Genomic DNA, 22,117 nt, shown 5'->3' with positions numbered 1-22,117 from the left:
TGCTTCACTCCCCATAAATTTTTCCAGGGAAGAAGCAACGGGCAATAGCAACAGATGAAACTCCCTATTCCCTCTTGCCTACTTCCTTTTCAAAACCATCACACAAAAAGCGATCGCGTGGTTCAACGTTGTGGTTGTGTTTGAGGTAGTTATCTGCCCAGTTACAACCACGCTTAAGTAAATCTTCGAGATGCAAATTCCACAAAATAATGGTGTTGTCATCACTAGCGGATGCTAAGGTGTGACCATCAGGGCTAAAACTGACGCTGAGGACAGGAGCGCGATGACCATTCAGGGTTTTGATTAATTTGCCATCACGACTCCAAAGTTTGACGGTACTATCCCAACTAGCAGCGGCTAGTAATTCCCCATTAGGGCTAAAAGTCACGGAATTCACGCTATCGCTGTAGCCTTTGAGCAATGTTTTTAACAACGTGCCATCCCGCCGCCACAGTCTAACGGTATTATCCCAACTAGCAGAAGCTATTAACTGGTCAGTAGGACTAAAGCTAACACCTAATACCCAGCTATCATGAGGTGAAAAAGTTTTGACTAAAGTTCCATCGCGCCGCCACAGTTTGACTGTTTGGTCATCACTGGCAGAGGCAAGTAGTTGACCATCAGGGCTAAAATTCACGCTATTTACCCAACCTTCGTGACCGACTAAAGTGTTGAGTAATTGACCATCACGGCTCCAAAGTTTGACGGTTCTATCTTTGCTGGCCGATGCTAATAACTGACCATCGGGACTAAAACTGACACTCATAACACTGTCAGTATGTCCTGGTAAGGTTTTGATTAAAGTGCCATCACGTCGCCAAATTTTGACTGTTTTGTCATAACTTGCTGACGCAAGAATCTCACCGTAAGGATCAAAACTCACACTGGGAACTTTATCTGTATGACCAATTAAAGTTTTGTAAAGTCGAGTAGTAGCTTCACCATTTAAATTTTCTCTTTCCCAGAGTTTAACAGTGCGATCGCGGCTACCAGAAGCCAACATCTGACCATCAGGACTCCAAGCCACACTCAACACTCTATCTTGATGACCACGTAGAATCGGTAAAACCGGAGCATTTAAACTCCAAAATTTGATGCTCTTGTCATAACTTCCTGATGCCAGTATTTTGTTATCTGGACTAAAAGCAACGCTAGCCACAGCATCACTGTGTCCTTTAAAAGTTTTCAGTAATGCCCCTGTACTACTCCAGAGGTTAACACTATTGTCATCACTGCCTGAGGCTAACTTCTGCCCATCAGGACTAAAGCTGAGGCTCCAAATTGTACTGGTATGCTGCTGTAAGTTTTTATAAATGCGATAGTCGAAGTTATCTTCGCTGTTTGGCTCTTTTTGCCATAATTTAACGATTTTGTCCCGACCTGCCGAGGCTAATATTTGACCGTCGGGGCTGAAAGTCACAACGGTAACACCTTGCTGATGTCCGTAAAGAGTTTTGACTAGAGTACCATCTCGTCGCCAAATTTTGACTGTGCGATCGTCACTAGCTGAAGCGATCAATTGACCATCAGGGCTAAAGCTCACCCAATTTACCCACCCTTGATGACCTTTTAGTACCTTGATTAAAGTACCATCCTTGCTCCAGAGTTTGACGGTAGCATCTTTGTTAGCAGTTGCCAATAACTCGCCATCGGGACTGTAACTTACACAATAAACCCAGTCGTCTTCGAGCAAGGTTTGAGATGGCTGTAAATCAAATTCACCAGTAATTTTGTTTTTGTGCCAGATTCGCACGGTTTTGTCGAGACTGGAAGAGGCAAGACTTTGCCCATCGGGACTAAAACTGACGCTACTCACAGCGTCAGTATGACCTTTGAGAGTTTGTAACAAAGTGCCATCTGTCCGCCATATTTTTACTGTTTGGTCACGACTACCTGATGCTAATAATTGACCATCAGGGCTAAAACTTACGCCCCAAACAATATCAGTGTGTCCTTCTAAACGGTTTAACTCGGTGACTCCATAAACTGCTTGTTGTAAGGCTGTAACTACGCGCATCCGAGTTTCGGGTAAGACTTCGTTTGCCTGTTTTAGCTTGCGCCAAGCACGTAAACCTTCTAAAAGTGCGTCAAATTCTTTATTAGAAGCAAATAAAGCTTCACTAGTGGCAGCGATCGCGCTAATTTTTAAATTAGTTTCACTGCGTTCGGCGCGAATCGTTTGGCGAATTGCTGCTCTTTTTTGCAGGTCAGCTTGCCACCACAAAGCGGCGATTGTGCCTCCCATCAACGCTAAAACTACGCCTGCTATTCGTGCTTCTCGCAAGCGGCGTTGTAAAATTAAATTGAGATGTTCTTGAGAAAGTTTTTGGGCTACCTCGGCTCGCTTTTTCTCAGATTTAACTTTTTCCAACTCGGCAACAATCCCGTAGTTATTTTTTTGCCGAATTGGTTCTACTAAATAATCATGTACTAATTGATAGCGATCGCCTAACTCTTCACGCAACCGCAATATTAAACCTGACCCTACTAATATTTCTAAGATGAGTTCCCAATTTGATTCGCTATCAGAATCAGATATAGCGTAAAAATTCTTTTCTAGAGATGCCGCTAAATCAGCTTTAGTTTTTAGAGGGCGAAAACCTTTTTCATCAGTTAGTTCAAACAATAATTTCCAACCCAAATCTTCATTTTCTTTGCCACAATCTTTGAGGACTTCTTCTAACCATCTTTCTACTAATTTTGTTGAGCTACCGCAAATTTTGTATTGTTCAAGTGTTGTAATATTTTCTGCTTGTAATTGCACGCCCACTATTTGTAATTCAATGGGGTTGACTTCTCCTGATTCCCCAGCCAAATCTTGTACTAACTGATTAATTAATTCATCGCTCATTTCATAGTGAGAACGTTTTGTAAAACTATAAATAATATCTGTTGCATCTTGAATAGAAAACTTTCCTAAAAAATACCGAATATTGCTATCTAGAATATTATTGTTGATTACATCTAAACTGTATATCTGGTTGTGATTTTCTCTACTTAATTTTTCAAAATCTAACAAATAATGTAAATAATCTTCTCTTAGAGAAATAATGATTTTTACATAAGGAATATTTAAACATTGACTAAAAAATTTATAAAATTCTAAAATTTGATAAGAATTGCTGATAAAGAAAAATTCTTCAAATTGGTCAAAAATGATGACTATCAGATGATTGCATTCCGTTGCTAAACGTAGTTTTTCTAAGAGGATATTTGGGGTAAATTCTATTGCAATTGGTAATTCTGATTGTGCTAATGCTTGATTAATACTACGTCCTAAAGCAGTAATCCAATCTGTATATCCAGATAAAACAATGGGTAATGGAATACGTTCACCAATAACTCGGCTTTTTAAAGCAGGTACTAAACCCGCTTTAATTGTGGAACTTTTGCCCACTCCTGATTGCCCATGCATAACAGTAAGTTTATGATCAGCACGGGTAATTCTTTCTATTAAACGGTTAACATCTTGCATTCGCCCAGAAGCAGAAATTTCTTGAGCGATATCTTCAGGAATACATGAGATTTTTTGCGTTTCTAAAACAGGATTAATTCGGTAACGTTTTGGCTGTAATTGACTAGCACCAATAAATACACGGAAACCATATTGATGTTCTATTTGGATTTTTTCTTGTTTGAGACTAAAAGCTTCTGCATAGTCACGACGCTCGTAAAAATAAAGCGATCGCAATTCCTCTAAAATTTCTAAATATAGCGATGGTTCGTACTGTAGCTCACAAACTACTCTTGCCCATTCTAGATTACTAATTGCTTCTTCCCATTGACCCAAATGTCTTTGAGTACGAGCCATCAACAAAAGATACCAACTTTCTTGTTGTCGCGGAACTTCTGTAGCTAATTCTGCAACAGAAAGAGCTGTATTTGCTAATTCATGTGCTAGCAACCAATTATTACGTGATGCTGCTACGTCTGATAAAAAAGCATAATCCTGCGCCACTTTTGCAGGAGTCCCATAAGTTTCATGCAAATGCAAAGATTTTTTTGCTAATATTTCTAACTCTGACCAAGCTTTTAAACGCTTTAACATTTCACAAGCAGGCAAAATGAATTTAGCAACTAAATCTTGCCTTTCTAATTGTTCTAGTAATTTTAAACATTGCTGAAACCATAAAAGCGCGTGTTGGCAATAACTACTATTAGTAATTTGATATAAATCTCCCATCCGGCGATAACATAAACCCAAGTGAAATAAGACTATTGCTTGCCGGAGTCGATAAGCACACATTTGTTCGATATTTTCTGCTGAAATGCCATTGCCCCGCTTTGCTTCTCTTTGCCATAAACTTAGGCTTCTTTGATAATGTGCTAAAGCACTATTAATTTGATCGTTGGCATATTTATCTCTGCCTAAAACAAATTCTAAACTGGCTTCTAATCCCGGCTCGATTTTGACATTATACAGACGCAATAAATCATTACGTGCTGACTCAATTTCATGACGGTGTTGAGATTTAGGAGCTAAATTCAAAGCAGCATTAGATAAAAATTTCTCTGCGCCTGCATCTAAAACTTTAGTAAATAGTGATTCTGTATCTTGACGAATTAAGGCAATTAAATCTTCTTTTGCCATTTCAAATTTGATGGTTGTAGCCGCCCAACTTTTAAAATCAGGGGCTAATCTAGTTAGCATTGTGGCTACTTCATCTTGTAGCCACAAAACTACAGGAAAAGGAAATGTCGCTTTGTAAATATCTCTGGCTTGGTTAAGACTAGTTAATAAGTCTTCAATAGCAATAATTGACTCTAAGCCAAACACCATAACTGCTGATGGCATTGTATCTGTAACTACAGCTGGAATATCTAACGATAATTTGGAAATGATGGTCGTGTGTAAAGCTGTAATTGATGGCTGAAGATAAATTTCTTTTAAATTTATATCTTTAGTTAAACAGCGAAGCTCATTTAACATTTGCTCGCGTAATTGTCTGTAGTTACATCGCACTAAAATTAGAGCAAATTGTCCATTAGAAAGTTTAATGGAGCGTACCAGTCTTTGCAGAGAATCCTGATTATTACTCACACTTGCTGTTGTACAGTGCCATGTTGTCATAACTAAAAATTGAATAAATTGCTCAATATAAATGAGTCATTAGTCAAATGTATGGGGACTAATGACTGGTGGTAAATAATGATTTTCTTGCGAAAAACTATGGGCGTTTTTGCTGCCAAGCTAGCACTTTTTCTGTTTCTGCTAATGCTGGACTAATACCAAACCAACGACCAGCAGGATCACGATATTCAAATAAGTACATACTTCGCAGCAAGCTTTGGTAGTCAGACTCACCTTTAACGCTTTGCTGTTGTACTACCTCAAATAATAATTCCCACTGACATTCATCAATAGCCAGTAGTAAATCGTCCCGGTAGTCCTTGATAACTGCTTCTAAACAGTCTCTCGAAAAAGGTGGATCTTGCCGTTGGAGACAACTGTAAAGTAACCCTAATAAGTTACGGATATGGCCGCCACTAACACGACATAATCTGTCCAAAGTTTCAGGGTGTTCAAATAATTCTGTAATTAATGAAATTCTCTCGTTATAAGAAACTTCAGGAAAAGCTCTGGCTAAAACTAACTGGCGCAATAATAGCATTCCTGGTTCGTAGTCACTGCCATCTCTTTGCTTGACTCGTACCATTGGTAATACTTTAGGGGCAATACCTCCACCTAAGCGATTTTTGAGTGTTTCATACTCATTGGAGAAAATTAACGCTAGGGGGATAGTGTAGACTACGTGACATTTCAGGCGGCGTAATTGCTCGCCCCGGTCTATAAATAGATATTCTGGTTGTGTCCGCCCAGATGCGAGGGGGCGCATATCCACTCGATCTAAATTATCGACGATGACAACCAAACCTTTTTGACCTCTGAGTTTGAGTTGTTCAACGGCTTTTTCTAATACCTCTTCGTTAATAGCTTGCAAAATACTGTTAGTACGCGGCTCTAAATATTGTCTGAGTTGATTTCTCACTTGCGCGCTATCTTTGGTTTTGGCTGTGATTTTAGCAATACCCAAGGACAACTCTGCTTGTCCAGACAGGTCTATAGGGCTTTGCAAAAAATCGCCAACTTCTTTGAAGAGGTTGATAAAATAGTGCGGTTTAATTTTAATATTGATTGCTTCTAGGCTGACACTAACTTGACGCGCTACACTCAACAAAATATCGCTGACATCGATATCCGCCATATCTAAGTCTTGGCTGGATTCAAAATAAACTACATGGAATCCTACGGCTTCTAGTTCTGCTTTGAGACGTTGCAACTCTGTTGATTTTCCGCAGCCAATGTGGCCTGTAAATAATTGACAGGTAGGTTCATCTGGAGATATACGGCTGATGGTACGTTGCAATTCTTCGACAATCTTGCAGCCGCGGACATCGGCAAAATCTATGTAGTAGTGTCGATCGAGTACATCACCCATATTCAGGGCGTAGCTAGGGTTACAAGCTTTATAAAAGCGTGGCAAATACTGTGTATTAATCATTGAGACGTAGATGCAGTTGTAATCGCTGTGTATTTGTCTATTTATATACAAATTATCTTTGTTCAGCTATACAGCCATCCTCTATGATTGGGATGGTGTTTGAGTTGGCGGTGATTTACGCTCGATCGAGTTTTACACCAACAGTTATTTTGACTAGCCTAAAGATACATTAGCCCCTGACGATTTCAGTATATCTGTGTTTTTTGGATATCTTATTAAGCTTTTGATAATCTTTAAGCTTCTACTTGACTTAAGTCGAATTTATATGCAGTAGTGTCTAAGGTAAAAAAAGATACTATCAATTCAATATTTTTTTAGTAGTATTTTTGACTTTATTGCTTAAGTAATATTGCTGTTTAAAAAATATATGTATGTGTTATGTTTAACCACCTACTGGTTATTCAAAAATACACAATTAATTATTTCAAAATAAATATTTTTGTCATATTTTGTTAAAGAGAAAATATTTCTGGGGCTTGAGCGACATTTGTGCAGTTAATTCTGGAGATAGATACTAAGTTCTCTCTAGTCAGGATTGAATCAAGCAAGGCTTTACTGCTGCCATTTGCACCGTATAATTCTTGAACAGTACTTATACGCAAAAAGCAAATTATGGTAGATTTGTCAATTATTATTTTGCCAAGTTGGTAAGCGATCTCTCTCACCCAAACTACTCAAGTCTCCATTGAGATAGCAACTTAACACTGCAATCCCAGAATAGGTAAAATTTATCGTGCCGGAATATTGCTGTAGTTGCTGTAAGGTGTTACTACAAATAAAACTGAGATTTGGGGCGAGACACTTATAAATAAGTACTGTCCACAAAGTTGAAGTTAATTAATCAACTTTGCAATTGCAAAAAATTTAATTCCCATCAAGAAGAGGTTTGAATGGCTGGTATAGTGTCAGTTTCCCAGACAGATTTAGCTCAACGCCGCAAAAAACTACGCAGGCAAAGACAGATGAAACTTGTTCAGGCTATTTGGCGAACAATTGCTGTGAGTGGATTTGCCGGGTGTTTGCTGTGGGTGACGCTGCAACCAGTATGGGTACTCAACGATCCCAAACAAATTGTGATCAAATCAGGTAATCAAGTACTGCCAGAAACAGCAATTAAGTCCATGCTTAAGCTATCTTATCCTCAATCTTTATGGAAAATTGAACCTTCTGCGATCGCCCAATCTTTGAAGCTACAACCAACTATTGCCCAAGCTACAGTCAATCGTCGTCTGTTTCCTCCAGGATTAATTATTGAAATCCAAGAACGAGTACCTGTAGCTGTAGCGCAAAGACCTCCAGAAGCAAATAATCAGACTAAAAATAAACAGTCCTCAACAGGTTTATTAGATGCCACTGGTGTTTGGATACCCTTAGAAAAATATACATTAGTAAATCCTAAGCTGAAATTACCCAGCTTTAAAGTTATTGGGACACCAGAGCAATATCGACAATATTGGATACAACTTTATCCATTATTAAGTCAAAGTTCTGTGAAAATCATGGAAGCTAATTTCCAGGATTTAACAAATTTAATTCTGAAAACAGAATTAGGAAATGTTCACTTGGGTAATCCTAGTCCATTGTTACCAGAACAAATTAAAGTACTAGCACAATTACGGAATTTGCCAGCCAAAATTAATCCCACTCAAATAGAGTATATCGACCTCAAAAATCCGGAAACGCCAATAGTACATATGATCCAAAATAACTCTAAGGCTAATTCTTCTACGCCCTAAAAATATCTGTAAGTTTTATGTATCAAATGGTCTCTGTAATCTAAAAACTTTGATATTTTATAGAGATATTTATCAATTTCAGGTTTTTCGCCACATACATTAAAGGATTAGCGTGATTTTTTAATCAGATACAATAAGAAACTTAATTATTCGAGCCTCTTGATAGTGGCGAAAATCAGACTTCTTCCTTACCCATAAACTATGGTGATAGGTAATTAGAAGGCAAATTTGAGATTTTAGGTGGCAATTATCGCCAATGTTGAAATGTATCAACTATATTATTAAAGCAGACAAAACACAGAGTGTTGCGTCTTTACAAATTCAGCTATTGGCTCAACTATCTGAGCTTAATGTTGTTTGTAATGTAATTAAGGGTATATTTAACACCATAAAATTAGTTAATCATACATATGCTCCAAGCAATCATACTTCTGCTTTTGAGTGGTCTTTGGTATTAAGAAATAATAAAATATCGAAGTTCCAGTCGTGACAAATGGAATCTAACGAACAAAAAACAATCACAGGTAGTTGTAAAATTAATGACCAACTTAAATCATTAACAGTAATAGTGGGAGGACATTCGGTATGGCAAGAGGAAACTGTGCCAATTCGGCAACTTAGCCGTAAAGCTATTAATAGCTTATTAAAGTTATACAGATCAACTTTAGTTAAATGTAGGTATACTTCTCTAGAATTAGCTGTGCGCTCCGCTGCGTTAATGGCTTATCCAATGGCAGACTTTCATACTAACAATCCTGTTAAGGTTGGAAGTGGCAATCAAAATCAAGAGCAGTGCCTATAGATTTTGGTATTGTCCAACTATAGTTGACTCTTAGGTGAATACACCTGGAAAAGTCGTTTATCTACCTTTCACAAATCCAATGACGCTTGATAATAACCAAGGGCTTACCTATAAAAACTCCCAATCTGTGGGACAGCCAGGATTCTCACTGGCAGGAAACTCAAATAATCCCTTTAGTCATTCTGGGCTGAACTTTGCACAAGGCCAAGACAATAAGAAAATATCTGTAGAAAATAACCGTATTGGCGAGATTGTTCCAGGTAGGGTAGCCAACATTAAAGTAATTGGTGTTGGTGGTGGTGGTGGCAATGCTGTTAACCGCATGATTGAGTCAGATGTGAGTGGAGTCGAGTTTTGGTCAATTAATACTGATGCCCAAGCTTTGACTTTAGCCGGCGCACCCAGTCGATTACAAATTGGGCAGAAGTTAACACGGGGTTTAGGTGCAGGTGGTAATCCTGCTATTGGGCAGAAGGCCGCCGAGGAATCCCGAGATGAAATTGCCACAGCTTTAGAAGGTGCTGATTTAGTATTCATTACTGCTGGGATGGGAGGCGGTACTGGTACAGGTGCAGCCCCAATAGTTGCAGAAGTAGCCAAAGAAATGGGTGCTCTGACAGTTGGGGTGGTGACACGCCCGTTTGTGTTTGAAGGTCGCCGCCGGACTAGTCAAGCAGAGCAAGGCATTGAAGGACTAAAAAGTCGGGTAGATACACTAATCATCATTCCTAATAACAAGCTTTTAGAAGTGATCCCGGAACAAACACCCGTACAAGAAGCTTTTCGTTATGCGGATGATGTGCTGCGCCAAGGGGTACAAGGCATTTCTGATATCATCACCATTCCTGGTTTAGTCAACGTTGACTTTGCAGATGTTAGAGCGGTGATGGCAGATGCGGGATCGGCACTAATGGGGATCGGTATTAGCTCAGGGAAATCACGGGCAAGAGAAGCGGCGATCGCAGCTATTTCTTCTCCTCTATTAGAATCTTCTATTGAAGGGGCAAGAGGCGTAGTCTTTAACATCACTGGTGGTAGTGATTTGACTTTACATGAAGTGAACGCAGCCGCAGAAACTATTTATGAAGTGGTTGATCCCAATGCCAATATTATTTTTGGGGCAGTAATTGACGATCGCCTCCAAGGTGAGGTGAGAATTACAGTAATTGCCACAGGGTTTACAGGTGAAGGCCAAACCGCACAACCACAAAATGCAACTAATCAACGAGTTGCACCTCCACCAAAAAAATCAACTCAACAAACTCCAGCTGCTAATCAGCCAACACCAGTAGTCGAACCTAAAGAAAAAACAGGTTTAGATATTCCTGAATTTCTCCAAAGACGGCGCACACCACCACGTAATTAAGTAAATTTTGGATTTGAGATATTAGATAAACTTTGCAGTCTCAGTCTGGACTGATGGCTGTATAAAATTTGCTAATTCCCAGATTTCACTAGGAGCGGAAGTCAGCATTCTGTTGCCATTATTTAATTTGGCTAATTAATGAAGACAACTCCTCGAAACTACTTAAACTAAATGTATATGGGCAGGAGCTTTGTGAATCTGTCCTAACTTGTATTTGGCACAAATAGTAAAGCAGAGAATTTTGAATAGGCTGTGCTGATTTTGGTGATTGCACCTGCGCCAACAGCAAAAAAAATTGCCTGACAGGTGCGATCGCTCAACTTATCAGCCAGATTCTAGTGTCAACAAATATTCAAAATTAGAATTGCAATTATTTTACTTTTTAGATTTCAGAGTCTGTTCCACCCATTGAACTACTTGATGACCTAGACGAATACCATTGAGTCTATCGATTTCTCGAATTCCTGTGGGGCTAGTGACGTTAACCTCTGTCAGATAGCCTCCAATGACATCAATACCTACAAAAATTAACCCGTCTTGGCGTAATTTATCGGCTAGTTGGGTACAAATTTCATGCTCTCTAGGAGTAATTTCCGTTTCCGCCACTGTACCACCAGCCGCCATATTGTTGCGAAAATCACTGCCACTCGAAAGCCGATTTAAAGCACCAATCGGTTCACCATTGAGTAAGATAATACGTTTGTCTCCTTCTTTAGCTTGGGGTAAATAGTTCTGCACCATAACGGGTAATTTGCCTTGGTGAGTGCTAAGTTCCACAATTGAATTAAAGTTGCGATCGCCTGCTTGTAAAAATAAAATCCCTTCCCCAGCTTTATTCCCCAATGGTTTGAGTACTGTTGCTCCTTTGGCTTCGACAAAATCACGGATAATTTGTTTATCAGCACTCACAATAGTTTCTGGAATCACCTCAGTAAATTGGAGGGCATACATTTTTTCATTTGCCCTCCGAATACCATCAGGATGGTTAATTACCAAAGTTTGATTTTGGTCAACATAATCCAGAATGTAGGTAGCAAACAAGTAAGCATCGTTGACTGGTGGATCTGTCCGCATAAATACAGCGTCCATTTTTTCCAGGTTCATGAAAGCGCTATCGCTTAATTTGTACCAAGGATTTGCTGCTATCCAACGCCCGTCCACCAACTCTATGGGTACTAGTTCCACCTTTTGCAGAATCGCCCAAGCTTTAGCTTCTACTACACTCAACCAGTTTGCCTGAGTTATCCAGATTTCATGCCCTAAAACTTGGGCCGCTTCCATCAGAGCGACACTGGTATCATGACAAGGGTCAAGCTGATGGATGGGATCAATAATAAAAGCCAGTTTCACGCTGTTTGCCTCAATCGCCAGGAAATTCTAAGTTCTTCAATTTAGATTAACTCCTGATGATTTAACTAACTCACAAACCTTGCCAGCAAAAAATTGCTTAATTCTTATACTTGCTGATTTTATACATTACTGTCAGCAGCTAATAGCTCATCTAATTTGCCTTGACGGTCTAATGCGTGGATATCATCACAACCACCAACATGGTGATTATTAATAAAAATTTGCGGTAAAGAACGCTTGCCATTTGCTCTTTGTGACATTTTATCTCGTGCTGCTTCGTCACCATCAATACTGTATTCAATAAAGTCAACACCCTTGCTAGCAAGCAAACTTTTAGCACGGATGCAAAATGGACAAGTCCTCCAAGTGTAAATTTCTACGTTAGCAGCCATAATGTCCTCAATTTGGTTTGATACTTCATTAATTTTAAAACCTCTTGATCTGTTCGAGCTGCTGCAATGCTGTTTGTAGTAACAAGTAGATGTGTATAGGACTTACGCATCAAAACGAAAAATCAAGGGTTTTGGCGAGGGTGTAGGGGTTCAGGGGTATAGGGGTGTAATGATTCAAAATCCTTACACCCCATACCCTTTCACCCTGACACCCAATCTCCACAGATAATCTTTGTGCGTAAGTCCTGGTGTACTAAAAAAATTAGGTGTAGAAGTGGAAAACACTTCTACACCTATGTACAGCTAATATGACAACTTAACGGTTTTACTTAAGCTTGGGAGTTATCCTTTTGCTTTTTTCTCTTCAGTTTCAAAGTACTTAGACCAAATAAGCTTAAAGCTGCGAGTGTGCTAGGTTCAGGTACTTTCTTCGGTTGAGGTGTAGATGATGTGGTAGGTGGTTGATAGTAAGTGGTAGGAGATGGTGCTGGTGCAGGTGCTGGCGCAGGTGCTGGCGCAGGTGCGGGTGCGGGTGCGGGTGCGGGTGCGGGTGCGGGTGCGGGTGTTGGTGCTGGGGTTGGTGCGGGTGTTGGTGCGGGTGCTGGCGCAGGTGCGGGTGCTGGCGCAGGTGCGGGTGTTGGTGCGGGTGTTGGCGCGGGTGTTGGCGCGGGTGTTGGTGCTGGTGTTGGCGCAGGTGCGGGTGCGGGTGCGGGTGCTGGCGCGGGTGTTGGTGCTGGTGTTGGTGCTGGTGTTGGCGCGGGTGTTGGTGCTGGTGTTGGCGCAGGTGCGGGTGCTGGCGCGGGTGTTGGCGCGGGTGTTGGTGCTGGTGTTGGCGCAGGCGTTGGTGCTGGGGTTGGTGCTGGGGTTGGTGCTGGTGTAACTAACGTGCCAGCAAAGCTAGGTTCGATCAAATTAGTTCCGAACTGGAAGCGAATATTACCGATTTTGGTTATATCAAAAGCACTGGGTAGACCTGATAAAACGAAGGTGGCATAGTCTTTGACAAAAGTTCCTTTATTTACGGCTGGGTTCGGATCATCATAACCACTGATGATGCCGTAATTAAATTGCTGTCCACCACCACCTTGAAAAATACCTAATCCAGCAGTACCAATACCATAATTTTGAGTTATGCCGGGAAGGTCGGCTGTACCATTGCCAGTGTTGGGCAATTTCCATTCATCAAGAGCTTTTAGATTTATATTATTACCTGCATTGCCTCCAATTACCGTTGGCGCTGTAGCTGAATATAAAGACAAGTTTGTTAGAGCAGATCCGCCATATTCCCAAAAAACAGCCGTTAATACATCCGAAGGTGCTGTAGCACCTGGCCCTGTATTTTTTAGAGTAATTGTTAATTTCCCAGGATTGAGGCTGTCATCAAAAATGACTGATGCTCCCAGAGCATTAGTAGTTCCATTTGATGCCGAGTTAGTTCCTGTGCCTGAAAAAGTGAGAGCGGCTGCATTAGCTTGAGACATTTGCCCAGCCATAACTACAGCTAAGGACGACAAGCCACAGGTGATATAACCTATTAGTTGTTGTGAATTCATTTGAGCCACTTCTTTAAAACTCCTTTTTGCTTCTAAAAAGTCTCATAAAATCGCAGAGCAGCAGAAAATAGACCTCAAAAATAGTTTTGAAGCTATGTCAAACTGAGCGTCTAAATTGCTTTTAAATGGCTAACTTGCTCGGCAATTTATTATTTAAGCTGCTGCACTCTTGCTTAGTTTGTATGGATTCAACTTCTGATTTCGAGGAAATTCAATTTGGATGCCCTTGATAGGAACCTCTGAAACTTTTTATCTCAGTGAATAATAAATATAATTTGCCACATTTAATTATCAGTAGTCTATAGTTTATCTAGATTTTTATCAGAACTTTAATCTCAAGGATAAAAGGAAGAGTTTTTATGTATCTATATGGATACTCTGTGTTTATACTGATAAGTAATTTCTCGCAAAAATATTCATTTTAAAATTTATATCTTTATAAAAAAAGAGAGGCGATGCCTCTCTTTAAAAATGAAAAATTTTAATTTTTCAGCCATTCTAAGTTGTTTCTCGACGTACCCAGCCATTAATTGTAAAGCGGCTGTCTGCAAAAGATTGAGAGGGACATTTTACAGGTAGAACTTCGTGCATATATCGGCTGAAGAAAAAGACAATACTGTTATTGCGCGGTTCAATTGTTTTGAAAGATTCAGCTTTTACATAAAAACCATTTTTAATTTCACTGTCGTATAGTACTAATTCACCGCCAGAAAATCGTTTTGGTTCTCGGTTGAAGTAATACACATAAGTTAGTTCTCTAGTAGCAGTGTCTGGACTGCCATTATCGTTGTGAATTTTGTAAAAATTCCCATCATTATGCGCTGTTAGTTGGCTTTCAATTTGCGATACAACAAATGGTGACATTCCCAATTTACTCATCACATCCGGCATAATTTTCTGAATTTTATTAACGATTAGTTCAGAAAACTCAGGAAATGAGTAAAGCACCCTAGACCGACGATAGCTATCATCATTTGTAGATGTTGTTGTAGAGACAAATTGTGACTTATTAGCTAGTACATACTTGATGAGCCGATCATGTTCTTGAGGTGAGAAAAAATTATCTATTTGTACGTAATTAGAATTCAAAATATCATTAGATACATGTTGTTGGAAATCGTTAGTTTGCTGTATCCATAAAGGAGGTTCAGTGACTAAACCAACCAAATTTTCGCTTGCAAAACATAAAGCAGAATGCCCCTCATTGACAGGGATTTGAAATAAACAGTGATTAGCAGATTCTTGTTTGTAAGCACGAGCCACAATAGTTGTTAACAGGTTATGTAGTACAGGGTCATCTGCATTTATATAAACTGTATACTGATGTCCTCCTGCTAAAAGAAGCTGAACTTTAATTTTTTTAGGTTCTAACTCTTGGGAATTAGTTGACATAACAATTATTAGTGGAGATAGGAATTTCCGGGAAGTTGACAAAAATCAAGCTAGAAAGATAGTTTAAGCTTTCTCAGAAGAACAAGCGCAACTCGAAAGCGAAGAGACTGAGCATCAGTTTGGATGCGAAGGCTAGGATTGCTTTGTATCTCAATTACAAAAGTCAAAATCCCCAGTAGTCATTGGTTCTAACACGTCTTATATCTTACTGTCATTCAGGAATACCACAGTATTGCATAGCAATTTAATTTGGGTTCTAATATCAAGTTGCAGTCAAAGATAGTAACCTACGGTGGGAGTGGGGAGTAGGGTTGAGGGAGTAGGAATACGAATATTTCTGAAAGCAGCTTAGTATAAACTACTCCTAGATATAAGAGATTGTTTGAAAAGTCTAAATTAAGGCAACAACTTAGACTGGTGTAGGTTGGGTGGAGGAACGGAACCCAACATTCACGCATACTTTGTTGGGTTACGCTATCGCTTGTTATGGCGTGTTTAAGCTTTTAAAATTTCTTAGCAGCGCAAATAGCACAAACTTGCCAACGCTGAAGTTCCCCAAGCGGGGTCGGAGATTGACATTGGGGACAAAGAGGTAAGCCCTGCGATCGCACTTGCATTTTTTCTGCCCAGTAGCCAAAAGCAGCCTGAGTATTTGCTGCGGTATTTGGCGGATTCAGATTAGTACTATTCACATTTCCTAAATAACTGGGATGTTCCTGAGGTGAACCAGTAATTTGTGGTTGTGGCTTGTTCTCCAAACGCTGCCAACCAGCCGTGGAAAAACGAATATCTGCTAAGGGTACAGACAAATTTTGATTTAGCTTTAAAAGTATAGTTTGGCGTTTAAACGTCAAATTCTGCGCCCAAGCAGCCCCAGAAGTGGCTACCCGCAACACATCACGCTGAATTACTAATGGCTGGGTGTGGGTAGCAGCTACCGCACCAACAACTTCAGCCCAACACGTCAGCACCTTTTGTAGTGGTTGTTCTTGCCATCTGGCTTGCTGTTCCAGAACTCCTAAAATATCATTGATTGATTTAAAAGACATTCCTGCTCACAAGTGTTGACCATTGAAATTCAAGATAGTTCAAGAAACTCCCTAGCGATCGCCAAATTTTCGCTAGTATTAGCACAAATTATCTCAAGTCCATTTAGCAGTCTAGGTTGAAGGCAGACAGGCAATGAGTCAAAACTCACCCATAGATTCCAGTATTCAATCGTCTAAAACAATTGGGTTAAAGCCAGCATTAGCCGTAGCCCTGGCTAGTTTGGAGGTGCAATTAGATCAAGAATTGGCTCGCTACCGCCGCGCTCGAATTGCATCTAAAAACGCTTATCAACCCCGGATGGGGAGCTATGTTAACAACCTACCGCCAGAAACCACAGAAATACCTGCATTAACTAGCTTGACACTACCAGTCACGGAAGTTAAACCTAGTGCGACACCTGCACCTACACCAGAACCACTCCCAGGAACACCAGCACCAGTCACAGCCAAAACAGTATCAGAGGTAAAACCTTCACAACCACCTGCTACTGATTCTAGCCAAACACAAATTCCCTTTGCGTCGTCAAATTCACCAGGCAGCATTGTACCTGCAACGCCTAAAGCCGCTCAAAGCGAAAACCTCATCAAGCCGAACGAAACGCCCACTCAACCAGACGATTATTTAGAATCGAGTGAAGCATTGCTGCGGAGTTTAACAGATGAGTCACAAGAACAAACCAAACCGCCCAGCACTTCTAATGACAGTTTACTGTCCCCTTTGGGGATTGGTTCAATGCTGTTGTTATTAATGGCTAGTCTCACTTTGGGCTATGTGGTATTTAGTCCTAAAAGTCTGCCACAGTTTAGCTTAGACAAAATATTTAATAAAAATTCTACCGCTAATCAACCAAGCAATCAAACTCAAGGCGTTGCTACTCAAACTCAATCTTCAGTTCAGGTAGAACCTACTCCCATACCCAAGTATCCTAATTTGGCGGCTAAGGAGTTTCCCGAAGTTAAAGACCCCAACGATATAGTTGGCTTACAACCCAAACTACAATCAACGCCAATAGTACCTGTTAATCCGCCTGTAGTAATTCCCACACCAACAACTCCGCCTGTAGTCAACACATTACCGCAATTGCAACCAGTACAGCCAATACAACCGCTAAATTTACCCCCCCTGGCTACAGCAACCCCTTCTGCTCAACCTACAACTGCTCCCCCACAGACACTTGACCAAATCACCCCCGCAGCAGATGGGTTTTATCATATTGTCATGGATAATGAGGGCGATCGCGCGCTGGCAAATGCCCGACAAGTTGTTCCTGATGCTTATTTTTCCCCTAACAAAAAGCTAGTTTACCTCGGGGCTTTGAAGACCAAAGAGCAAGTCCAAAGAAGGTTAGCAGAACTACAAGCCAAAGGAATTAAAGCCCGGGTGCAACAGCCATAAGTGACAAAAATTTACGATAGGATGAACTAGAGGAAGTATGAAGTGTGAAGTATGAAGTATGAAGTGTGAAGGCACTGTTTGGGTGGCTTGCCACAGGCTAGTATGAAATTTCATGCTCCTGGCTTCTGCTTTACTGAGAATATATGGAGAGCCGAGATGGATTTAATCAAGCGTATCCTGCGGGTAATTCGTGCTAACCTCAATAGTTGGCTTGCCAGTACAGAAGATCCAGAAAAAATTTTGGAGCAAGCCGTCATCGAAATGCAAGACAATTTGGTGCGATTACGCCAGGGTGTAGCCCAAGCGATCGCTACACAAAAACGCACAGAACGACAAGCAATTGCGGCTAACTCCACCGCCGAAGAATGGTATCGTCGCGCTCAACTCGCGCTGCAACAAGGCAATGAACCCCTCGCACGAGAAGCCCTAACTAAACGTCGAGCTTATCAAGAAACTGCCACATCCCTGTTTAACCAAATCGGACAACAAACCGAAATTGTCGAACGGCTAAAAAAGGATATGCGATCGCTAGAGTTGAAGATGTCCGAGGCGAAAACCAAAAAAGATATGTATATTGCCCGGGCGCGTTCTGCGGAGGCTACCTATCGTCTTCAAGAAATGCTCAATACCAATTCTGCTACTAGCAGTCTCAACGCTTTTGAGCGAATGGAAGAGAAAGTATTGCAAATAGAAGCGAAATCAGAAGCGATCGCCCAATTAGACAGCAACGACTTACAAAAACAATTTGCGGCTTTAGAATCAACTAATGATATTGACGCTGAATTAGCAGCGATGAAAACCCAGGTATTAACAGACTCCACAAAAACACCACAACCGCAATTACCACAAACCCAAGAGCCTTGAAAACTGGTCAATTGTTTCAGCCAGAGTATATCTTAAACAATATAAGAAGTATCGGGGTGTACCGAACCAAGCCGGAAAGATTACATTGAAATAAGAAGCTATTAAACAGTAAAAACTTTAAGCGTCCAATCAAGCAACTAAACTGCAAAAGGAAATACAAAGATTATGGGATTATTTGATCGCATTAAGCGAGTAGTAAGTGCAAATATCAACGACTTAGTAAATAAAGCTGAAGACCCGGAAAAAATGTTAGAGCAAGCCATCCTGGAAATGCAGGAAGACTTGGTACAGTTGCGTCAGGGAGTAGCTCAAGCGATCGCCGCCCAAAAACGGACAGAAAAACAATATAATGATGCCCAAAATGAAATCAATAAATGGCAGCGCAACGCCCAACTAGCACTGCAAAAGGGTGATGAAAATTTAGCCCGCCAAGCCTTAGAACGCAAAAAAACTTACAACGACACCAGCACAGCCTTAAAAACTAGCCTAGATCAGCAATCCACTCAAGTAGAAAACCTCAAACGTAACTTAATCCAGCTAGAAAGCAAACTTTCCGAAGCCAAAACCAAGAAAGAAATGCTCAAAGCCCGGATTACTACCGCCAAAGCCCAAGAACAACTCGAAGGTATGGTGCGGGGGATGAATACCAGCAGTGCAATGGCCGCATTTGAGCGGATGGAAGAAAAAGTCCTGATGCAAGAAGCCCGCGCCCAGTCAGCCGCAGAATTAGCAGGCGCAGACTTAGAAAGTCAATTTGCTCGCTTGGAAGCTGGTAGCGACGTAGATGATGAATTGGCAGCTTTAAAAGCATCACTAGCACCCGCAAGCCCAGCCAATCAACCCCAACTACCACCACAGCAAGAAACTACAGCTGCTCAAAACAATCAACCCAAATCAAATGAAGTAGTTGATGCTGAATTAGAATCATTACGCAAGCAATTAGACCAAATGTAAAACTTGCTAAATCCTAACTTGAGCTAGTCCCACGCCGATCGGTTGTGGGATTTTGCTTCCATAATCAAAGGTCAATAGTTAATAGTCAATAGTTAAATCCTACCAAATCAAAATTAGCTACTCTGGTTTCAAAAGTCTGGAATAGCCGATGAATCAAGAATTATCATCCAAAATCTACAATCAAAAATTCCAAATTGATATGACAAATGACTATGGACTGTTGACAACTTTGGGATAGAGTATTTTGTGTGTCAATGATTGATGTCAACTAATGGAGACTGCAATGAGTAAGGGTGTAATCACCATCACTGATGCTGAGTTTGAAACCGAAGTTTTGAAATCTGAGCAGCCTGTATTAGTTTACTTTTGGGCTTCTTGGTGTGGCCCATGTCAATTGATGTCGCCACTGATTAATACAGCTGCCACTAAGTATAGCGATCGCCTAAAAGTTGTCAAAATAGAGGTTGACCCCAACCCAGTTTCTGTGAAGCAATATGGGGTAGAAGGTGTGCCAGCTTTAAGACTAATTCAAGGAGAGAAACTATTAGAATCTACAGAGGGTGTAATTGGGAAAGATAAATTAATCAGTCTACTAGATACCCATTTAAATAAGAATTAGTCATTGGTCATTAGTCATGGGTACGCCAGTACAGTCTTGAAGGTTAATTCCATGAGCAACTGGCGCATCTCCAAGTCGTTAGTAAATGGCTAATGGCTAAAGACAAAGGACAAAGAACATATGACTAATATCCAATTTGCACAACGTTTACAACCCCTGCAATCTAATGTCTTTGCTGATATGGACAAAGCTAAAGCCGTAGCTTTGGCCTCTGGACAGCAAATAATTGATTTGTCGCTGGGGTCTTCTGATTTACCTGCTGAACAACACGTAATCGCCGCGATATCTCAGTCGCTTCATGACCAAAATACCCACGGTTATTTGCTGTTTCACGGAACACAAGGATTTCGCCAAGCGGCGGCAGTGTGGTATGAACAAAAATTTGGGATCAAAGTCGACCCAGAAACAGAGGTACTGCCACTGATTGGTTCTCAAGAAGGTACGGCGCATTTACCGCTAGCTTTACTCAATCCAGGCGATTTTGCTTTGTTGCTAGATCCTGGTTATCCTTCTCATGCTGGAGGAGTTTATTTAGCTAGCGGGCAGATTTATTCTATGCCCCTTTTAGCAGAAAACGGTTTTTTACCCGTGTTTGCTAATATTCCTGATGCTGTGGTGGCGCAGTCAAAAATGATGGTGTTGAGCTATCCGCATAATCCTACCGCAGCGATCGCACCCTTGTCTTTTTTCCAAGAAGCCGTTGCTTTTTGCCAACAACACAATATTGTTTTAGTCCACGATTTTCCCTACGTAGATTTGGTATTTGAGGAAATTGGGGGAGTTGAACAGAGTTTTTACCCATCTCAAGCCCTAGTTCCTTCAATTTTGCAAGCTGACCCAGAAAAAAGTGTCTCAATTGAATTTTTCACACTTTCTAAGTCATACAATATGGGCGGTTTCCGCATCGGTTATGCCATTGGCAACGCTGAATTAATCAAAGCTTTACGCCAAATCAAAGCCGCAGTGGATTTTAATCAGTACCGAGGCATTTTAAATGGTGCGATCGCTGCCTTGACTGGGCCACAAGCCGGAGTAGAAAATACAGTTGCTACCTTCCGCAAACGCCGTGATGCTTTTGTCACAGCTTTAAATCGGATTGGTTGGCAGGTTCCTAGCCCTCAAGCCACAATGTACATTTGGGCAAAATTACCTTCCCCTTGGCAGCACAACTCCGTAGAATTTTGTACTCAATTGGTTAAACAAACTGGTGTAGCTGCTTCTCCTGGTGCTGGCTTTGGCAAATCAGGCGAAGGATATGTCCGTTTTGCCTTAGTACACGAACCACCTTTGTTAGAAACTGCTGTTGAGAGAATTGCCAAGTTTCTTTATGGCGTTTCTTAATCTGCTGAGGTATGAGAACATCGCTAATAGAATTGGGCAAACCTCAGTGTACCTTTGCGTTTTCCTCTGTGTTCCTCTGCGTTTTAAATATTGATTCTGTACCTCTCTTAAGTGAGAATTGCTATAGTAAAAGACTTCAGATGACCTCTTGCTCGGTTCTGAGTCTAATTTATGAAGAATTTATTTGAGAATCACAATAATTTTATAAGTTGCTACCTGTCCTGGATGCATTTCACGTTAAACTACTGAGAAAATACTGAAAAATCTCAAAAAGATTATCATCTCCAAGACAGTAGTAGATTTACTGTTAGATAAAATCACCGGGTCGAGTAACACAGGTGCATGGTTAGCAATCTTATAAAAATTACTATTTGTGTAACATCTTTTGTCGTGATTAGTGCTGTGAAACAGCAACCTCTGTGGGCATTCGACAATAATGTACTATCACGGGGTTACTCAAATAACTCAGCAACACCAGAGATTTCTTCAGATTTGGCACAAGAAAGTGATTCATCCGATTTAAGTAGTCAGCCACCTGTTGGTGGTATGAGTGCTGCACCACTAGAATCTTATATGACACCGTATAGTAATACGTTTGTTGTACTTAGTAGTAACCGTAAACGCAAAATCCCAGAACCTTCAGCATTGACCGGACTAACAGCAATTGCTCTTTGGTGGAGTATGCAGCAACGCAAAATTAAAAAAAGTTAGTTCTCACAGGACTTACGCACAAATTTGATCAGCAGAAACTGGATTTAGAAGTGTAAGGGTTTTGGATAAATATACTCCTGCACCCTGTT

At 40.7% G+C, this 22,117-nt stretch carries 16 protein-coding genes; 9 read left to right on the top strand and 7 right to left on the bottom strand.

Annotated features, from left to right (window positions below; translation table 11 throughout):
• Nucleotides 1-64 precede the first annotated feature (64 nt).
• Nucleotides 65-5,071: a hypothetical protein gene (locus H6G69_RS13725; protein ID WP_190687565.1), complete on the bottom strand. Its 5,007-nt coding sequence runs from the start codon at nt 5,069-5,071 to the stop codon at nt 65-67.
• A gap of 97 nt (nt 5,072-5,168) precedes the next feature.
• Nucleotides 5,169-6,503 (bottom strand): P-loop NTPase fold protein, encoded by a 1,335-nt coding sequence (locus tag H6G69_RS13720; protein ID WP_190687562.1) that lies wholly within the window; start codon nt 6,501-6,503, stop codon nt 5,169-5,171.
• 890 nt (nt 6,504-7,393) lie between these two features.
• Between H6G69_RS13720 and H6G69_RS13715 the strand changes: the two genes are divergently transcribed.
• The 3 genes from H6G69_RS13715 to ftsZ all read left to right on the top strand — a co-directional run bounded on the left by H6G69_RS13715 (nt 7,394) and on the right by ftsZ (nt 10,407).
• Entirely contained in the window at nt 7,394-8,239 is an 846-nt protein-coding gene (locus H6G69_RS13715) for a cell division protein FtsQ/DivIB (RefSeq protein ID WP_190687560.1), read from the top strand.
• A gap of 493 nt (nt 8,240-8,732) precedes the next feature.
• Entirely contained in the window at nt 8,733-9,041 is a 309-nt protein-coding gene (locus H6G69_RS13710; protein ID WP_190687879.1) for a hypothetical protein, read from the top strand.
• A gap of 79 nt (nt 9,042-9,120) precedes the next feature.
• A complete protein-coding gene (gene ftsZ, locus H6G69_RS13705) occupies nt 9,121-10,407 on the top strand; it encodes a cell division protein FtsZ (RefSeq protein ID WP_190687557.1) in 1,287 nt (428 codons plus the stop codon).
• A gap of 375 nt (nt 10,408-10,782) precedes the next feature.
• Here ftsZ and gshB read toward each other — a convergent pair whose 3' ends face one another.
• The 5 genes from gshB to H6G69_RS13680 all read right to left on the bottom strand — a co-directional run bounded on the left by gshB (nt 10,783) and on the right by H6G69_RS13680 (nt 16,143).
• Nucleotides 10,783-11,757 carry a glutathione synthase gene (gshB, locus tag H6G69_RS13700; protein WP_190687553.1) on the bottom strand — a complete coding sequence of 325 codons (975 nt, stop codon included), beginning with the start codon at nt 11,755-11,757 and terminating at the stop codon, nt 10,783-10,785.
• Nucleotides 11,758-11,876: 119 nt separating this feature from the next.
• Nucleotides 11,877-12,149, bottom strand: coding sequence for a glutaredoxin 3 (gene grxC, locus H6G69_RS13695; RefSeq protein ID WP_190687550.1), 273 nt, complete (start codon nt 12,147-12,149; stop codon nt 11,877-11,879).
• Between the two features lie 329 nt (nt 12,150-12,478).
• Nucleotides 12,479-13,702, bottom strand: coding sequence for a PEP-CTERM sorting domain-containing protein (locus H6G69_RS13690; RefSeq protein WP_190687547.1), 1,224 nt, complete (start codon nt 13,700-13,702; stop codon nt 12,479-12,481).
• A 498-nt stretch (nt 13,703-14,200) separates the two neighbouring features.
• The gene (locus H6G69_RS13685; RefSeq protein WP_190687544.1) at nt 14,201-15,094 is read right to left on the bottom strand and encodes a 2OG-Fe(II) oxygenase; all 894 of its coding nucleotides are present in this window, start codon (nt 15,092-15,094) and stop codon (nt 14,201-14,203) included.
• A gap of 503 nt (nt 15,095-15,597) precedes the next feature.
• Nucleotides 15,598-16,143, bottom strand: coding sequence for a DUF721 domain-containing protein (locus tag H6G69_RS13680; protein WP_190687541.1), 546 nt, complete (start codon nt 16,141-16,143; stop codon nt 15,598-15,600).
• A 133-nt stretch (nt 16,144-16,276) separates the two neighbouring features.
• Here H6G69_RS13680 and H6G69_RS13675 point away from each other — a divergent pair, with 133 nt between their 5' ends.
• The 6 genes from H6G69_RS13675 (at nt 16,277) to H6G69_RS13650 (ending at nt 22,028) form a co-directional block, all read left to right on the top strand.
• Nucleotides 16,277-17,539 carry a hypothetical protein gene (locus tag H6G69_RS13675; RefSeq protein WP_190687539.1) on the top strand — a complete coding sequence of 421 codons (1,263 nt, stop codon included), beginning with the start codon at nt 16,277-16,279 and terminating at the stop codon, nt 17,537-17,539.
• A gap of 156 nt (nt 17,540-17,695) precedes the next feature.
• The gene (locus H6G69_RS13670) at nt 17,696-18,403 is read left to right on the top strand and encodes a PspA/IM30 family protein (protein WP_190687536.1); all 708 of its coding nucleotides are present in this window, start codon (nt 17,696-17,698) and stop codon (nt 18,401-18,403) included.
• A 165-nt stretch (nt 18,404-18,568) separates the two neighbouring features.
• Entirely contained in the window at nt 18,569-19,357 is a 789-nt protein-coding gene (locus H6G69_RS13665; protein ID WP_190687533.1) for a PspA/IM30 family protein, read from the top strand.
• A 283-nt stretch (nt 19,358-19,640) separates the two neighbouring features.
• Complete coding sequence (locus H6G69_RS13660; RefSeq protein WP_190687531.1) at nt 19,641-19,976, top strand: co-chaperone YbbN; 336 nt, start codon at nt 19,641-19,643, stop codon at nt 19,974-19,976.
• 120 nt (nt 19,977-20,096) lie between these two features.
• On the top strand, nt 20,097-21,317 hold the full coding sequence (locus H6G69_RS13655) for an LL-diaminopimelate aminotransferase (RefSeq protein WP_190687528.1): 1,221 nt from the start codon (nt 20,097-20,099) through the stop codon (nt 21,315-21,317).
• Nucleotides 21,318-21,659: 342 nt separating this feature from the next.
• Nucleotides 21,660-22,028 (top strand): hypothetical protein, encoded by a 369-nt coding sequence (locus H6G69_RS13650; protein ID WP_190687526.1) that lies wholly within the window; start codon nt 21,660-21,662, stop codon nt 22,026-22,028.
• Nucleotides 22,029-22,117 lie beyond the last annotated feature (89 nt).

The sequence above is a fragment of the Nostoc sp. FACHB-110 genome, from assembly GCF_014697425.1.
Classification (GTDB): Bacteria; Cyanobacteriota; Cyanobacteriia; order Cyanobacteriales; family Nostocaceae; genus Nostoc_B.
This window is presented reverse-complemented; position numbering and strand designations above follow the sequence as displayed.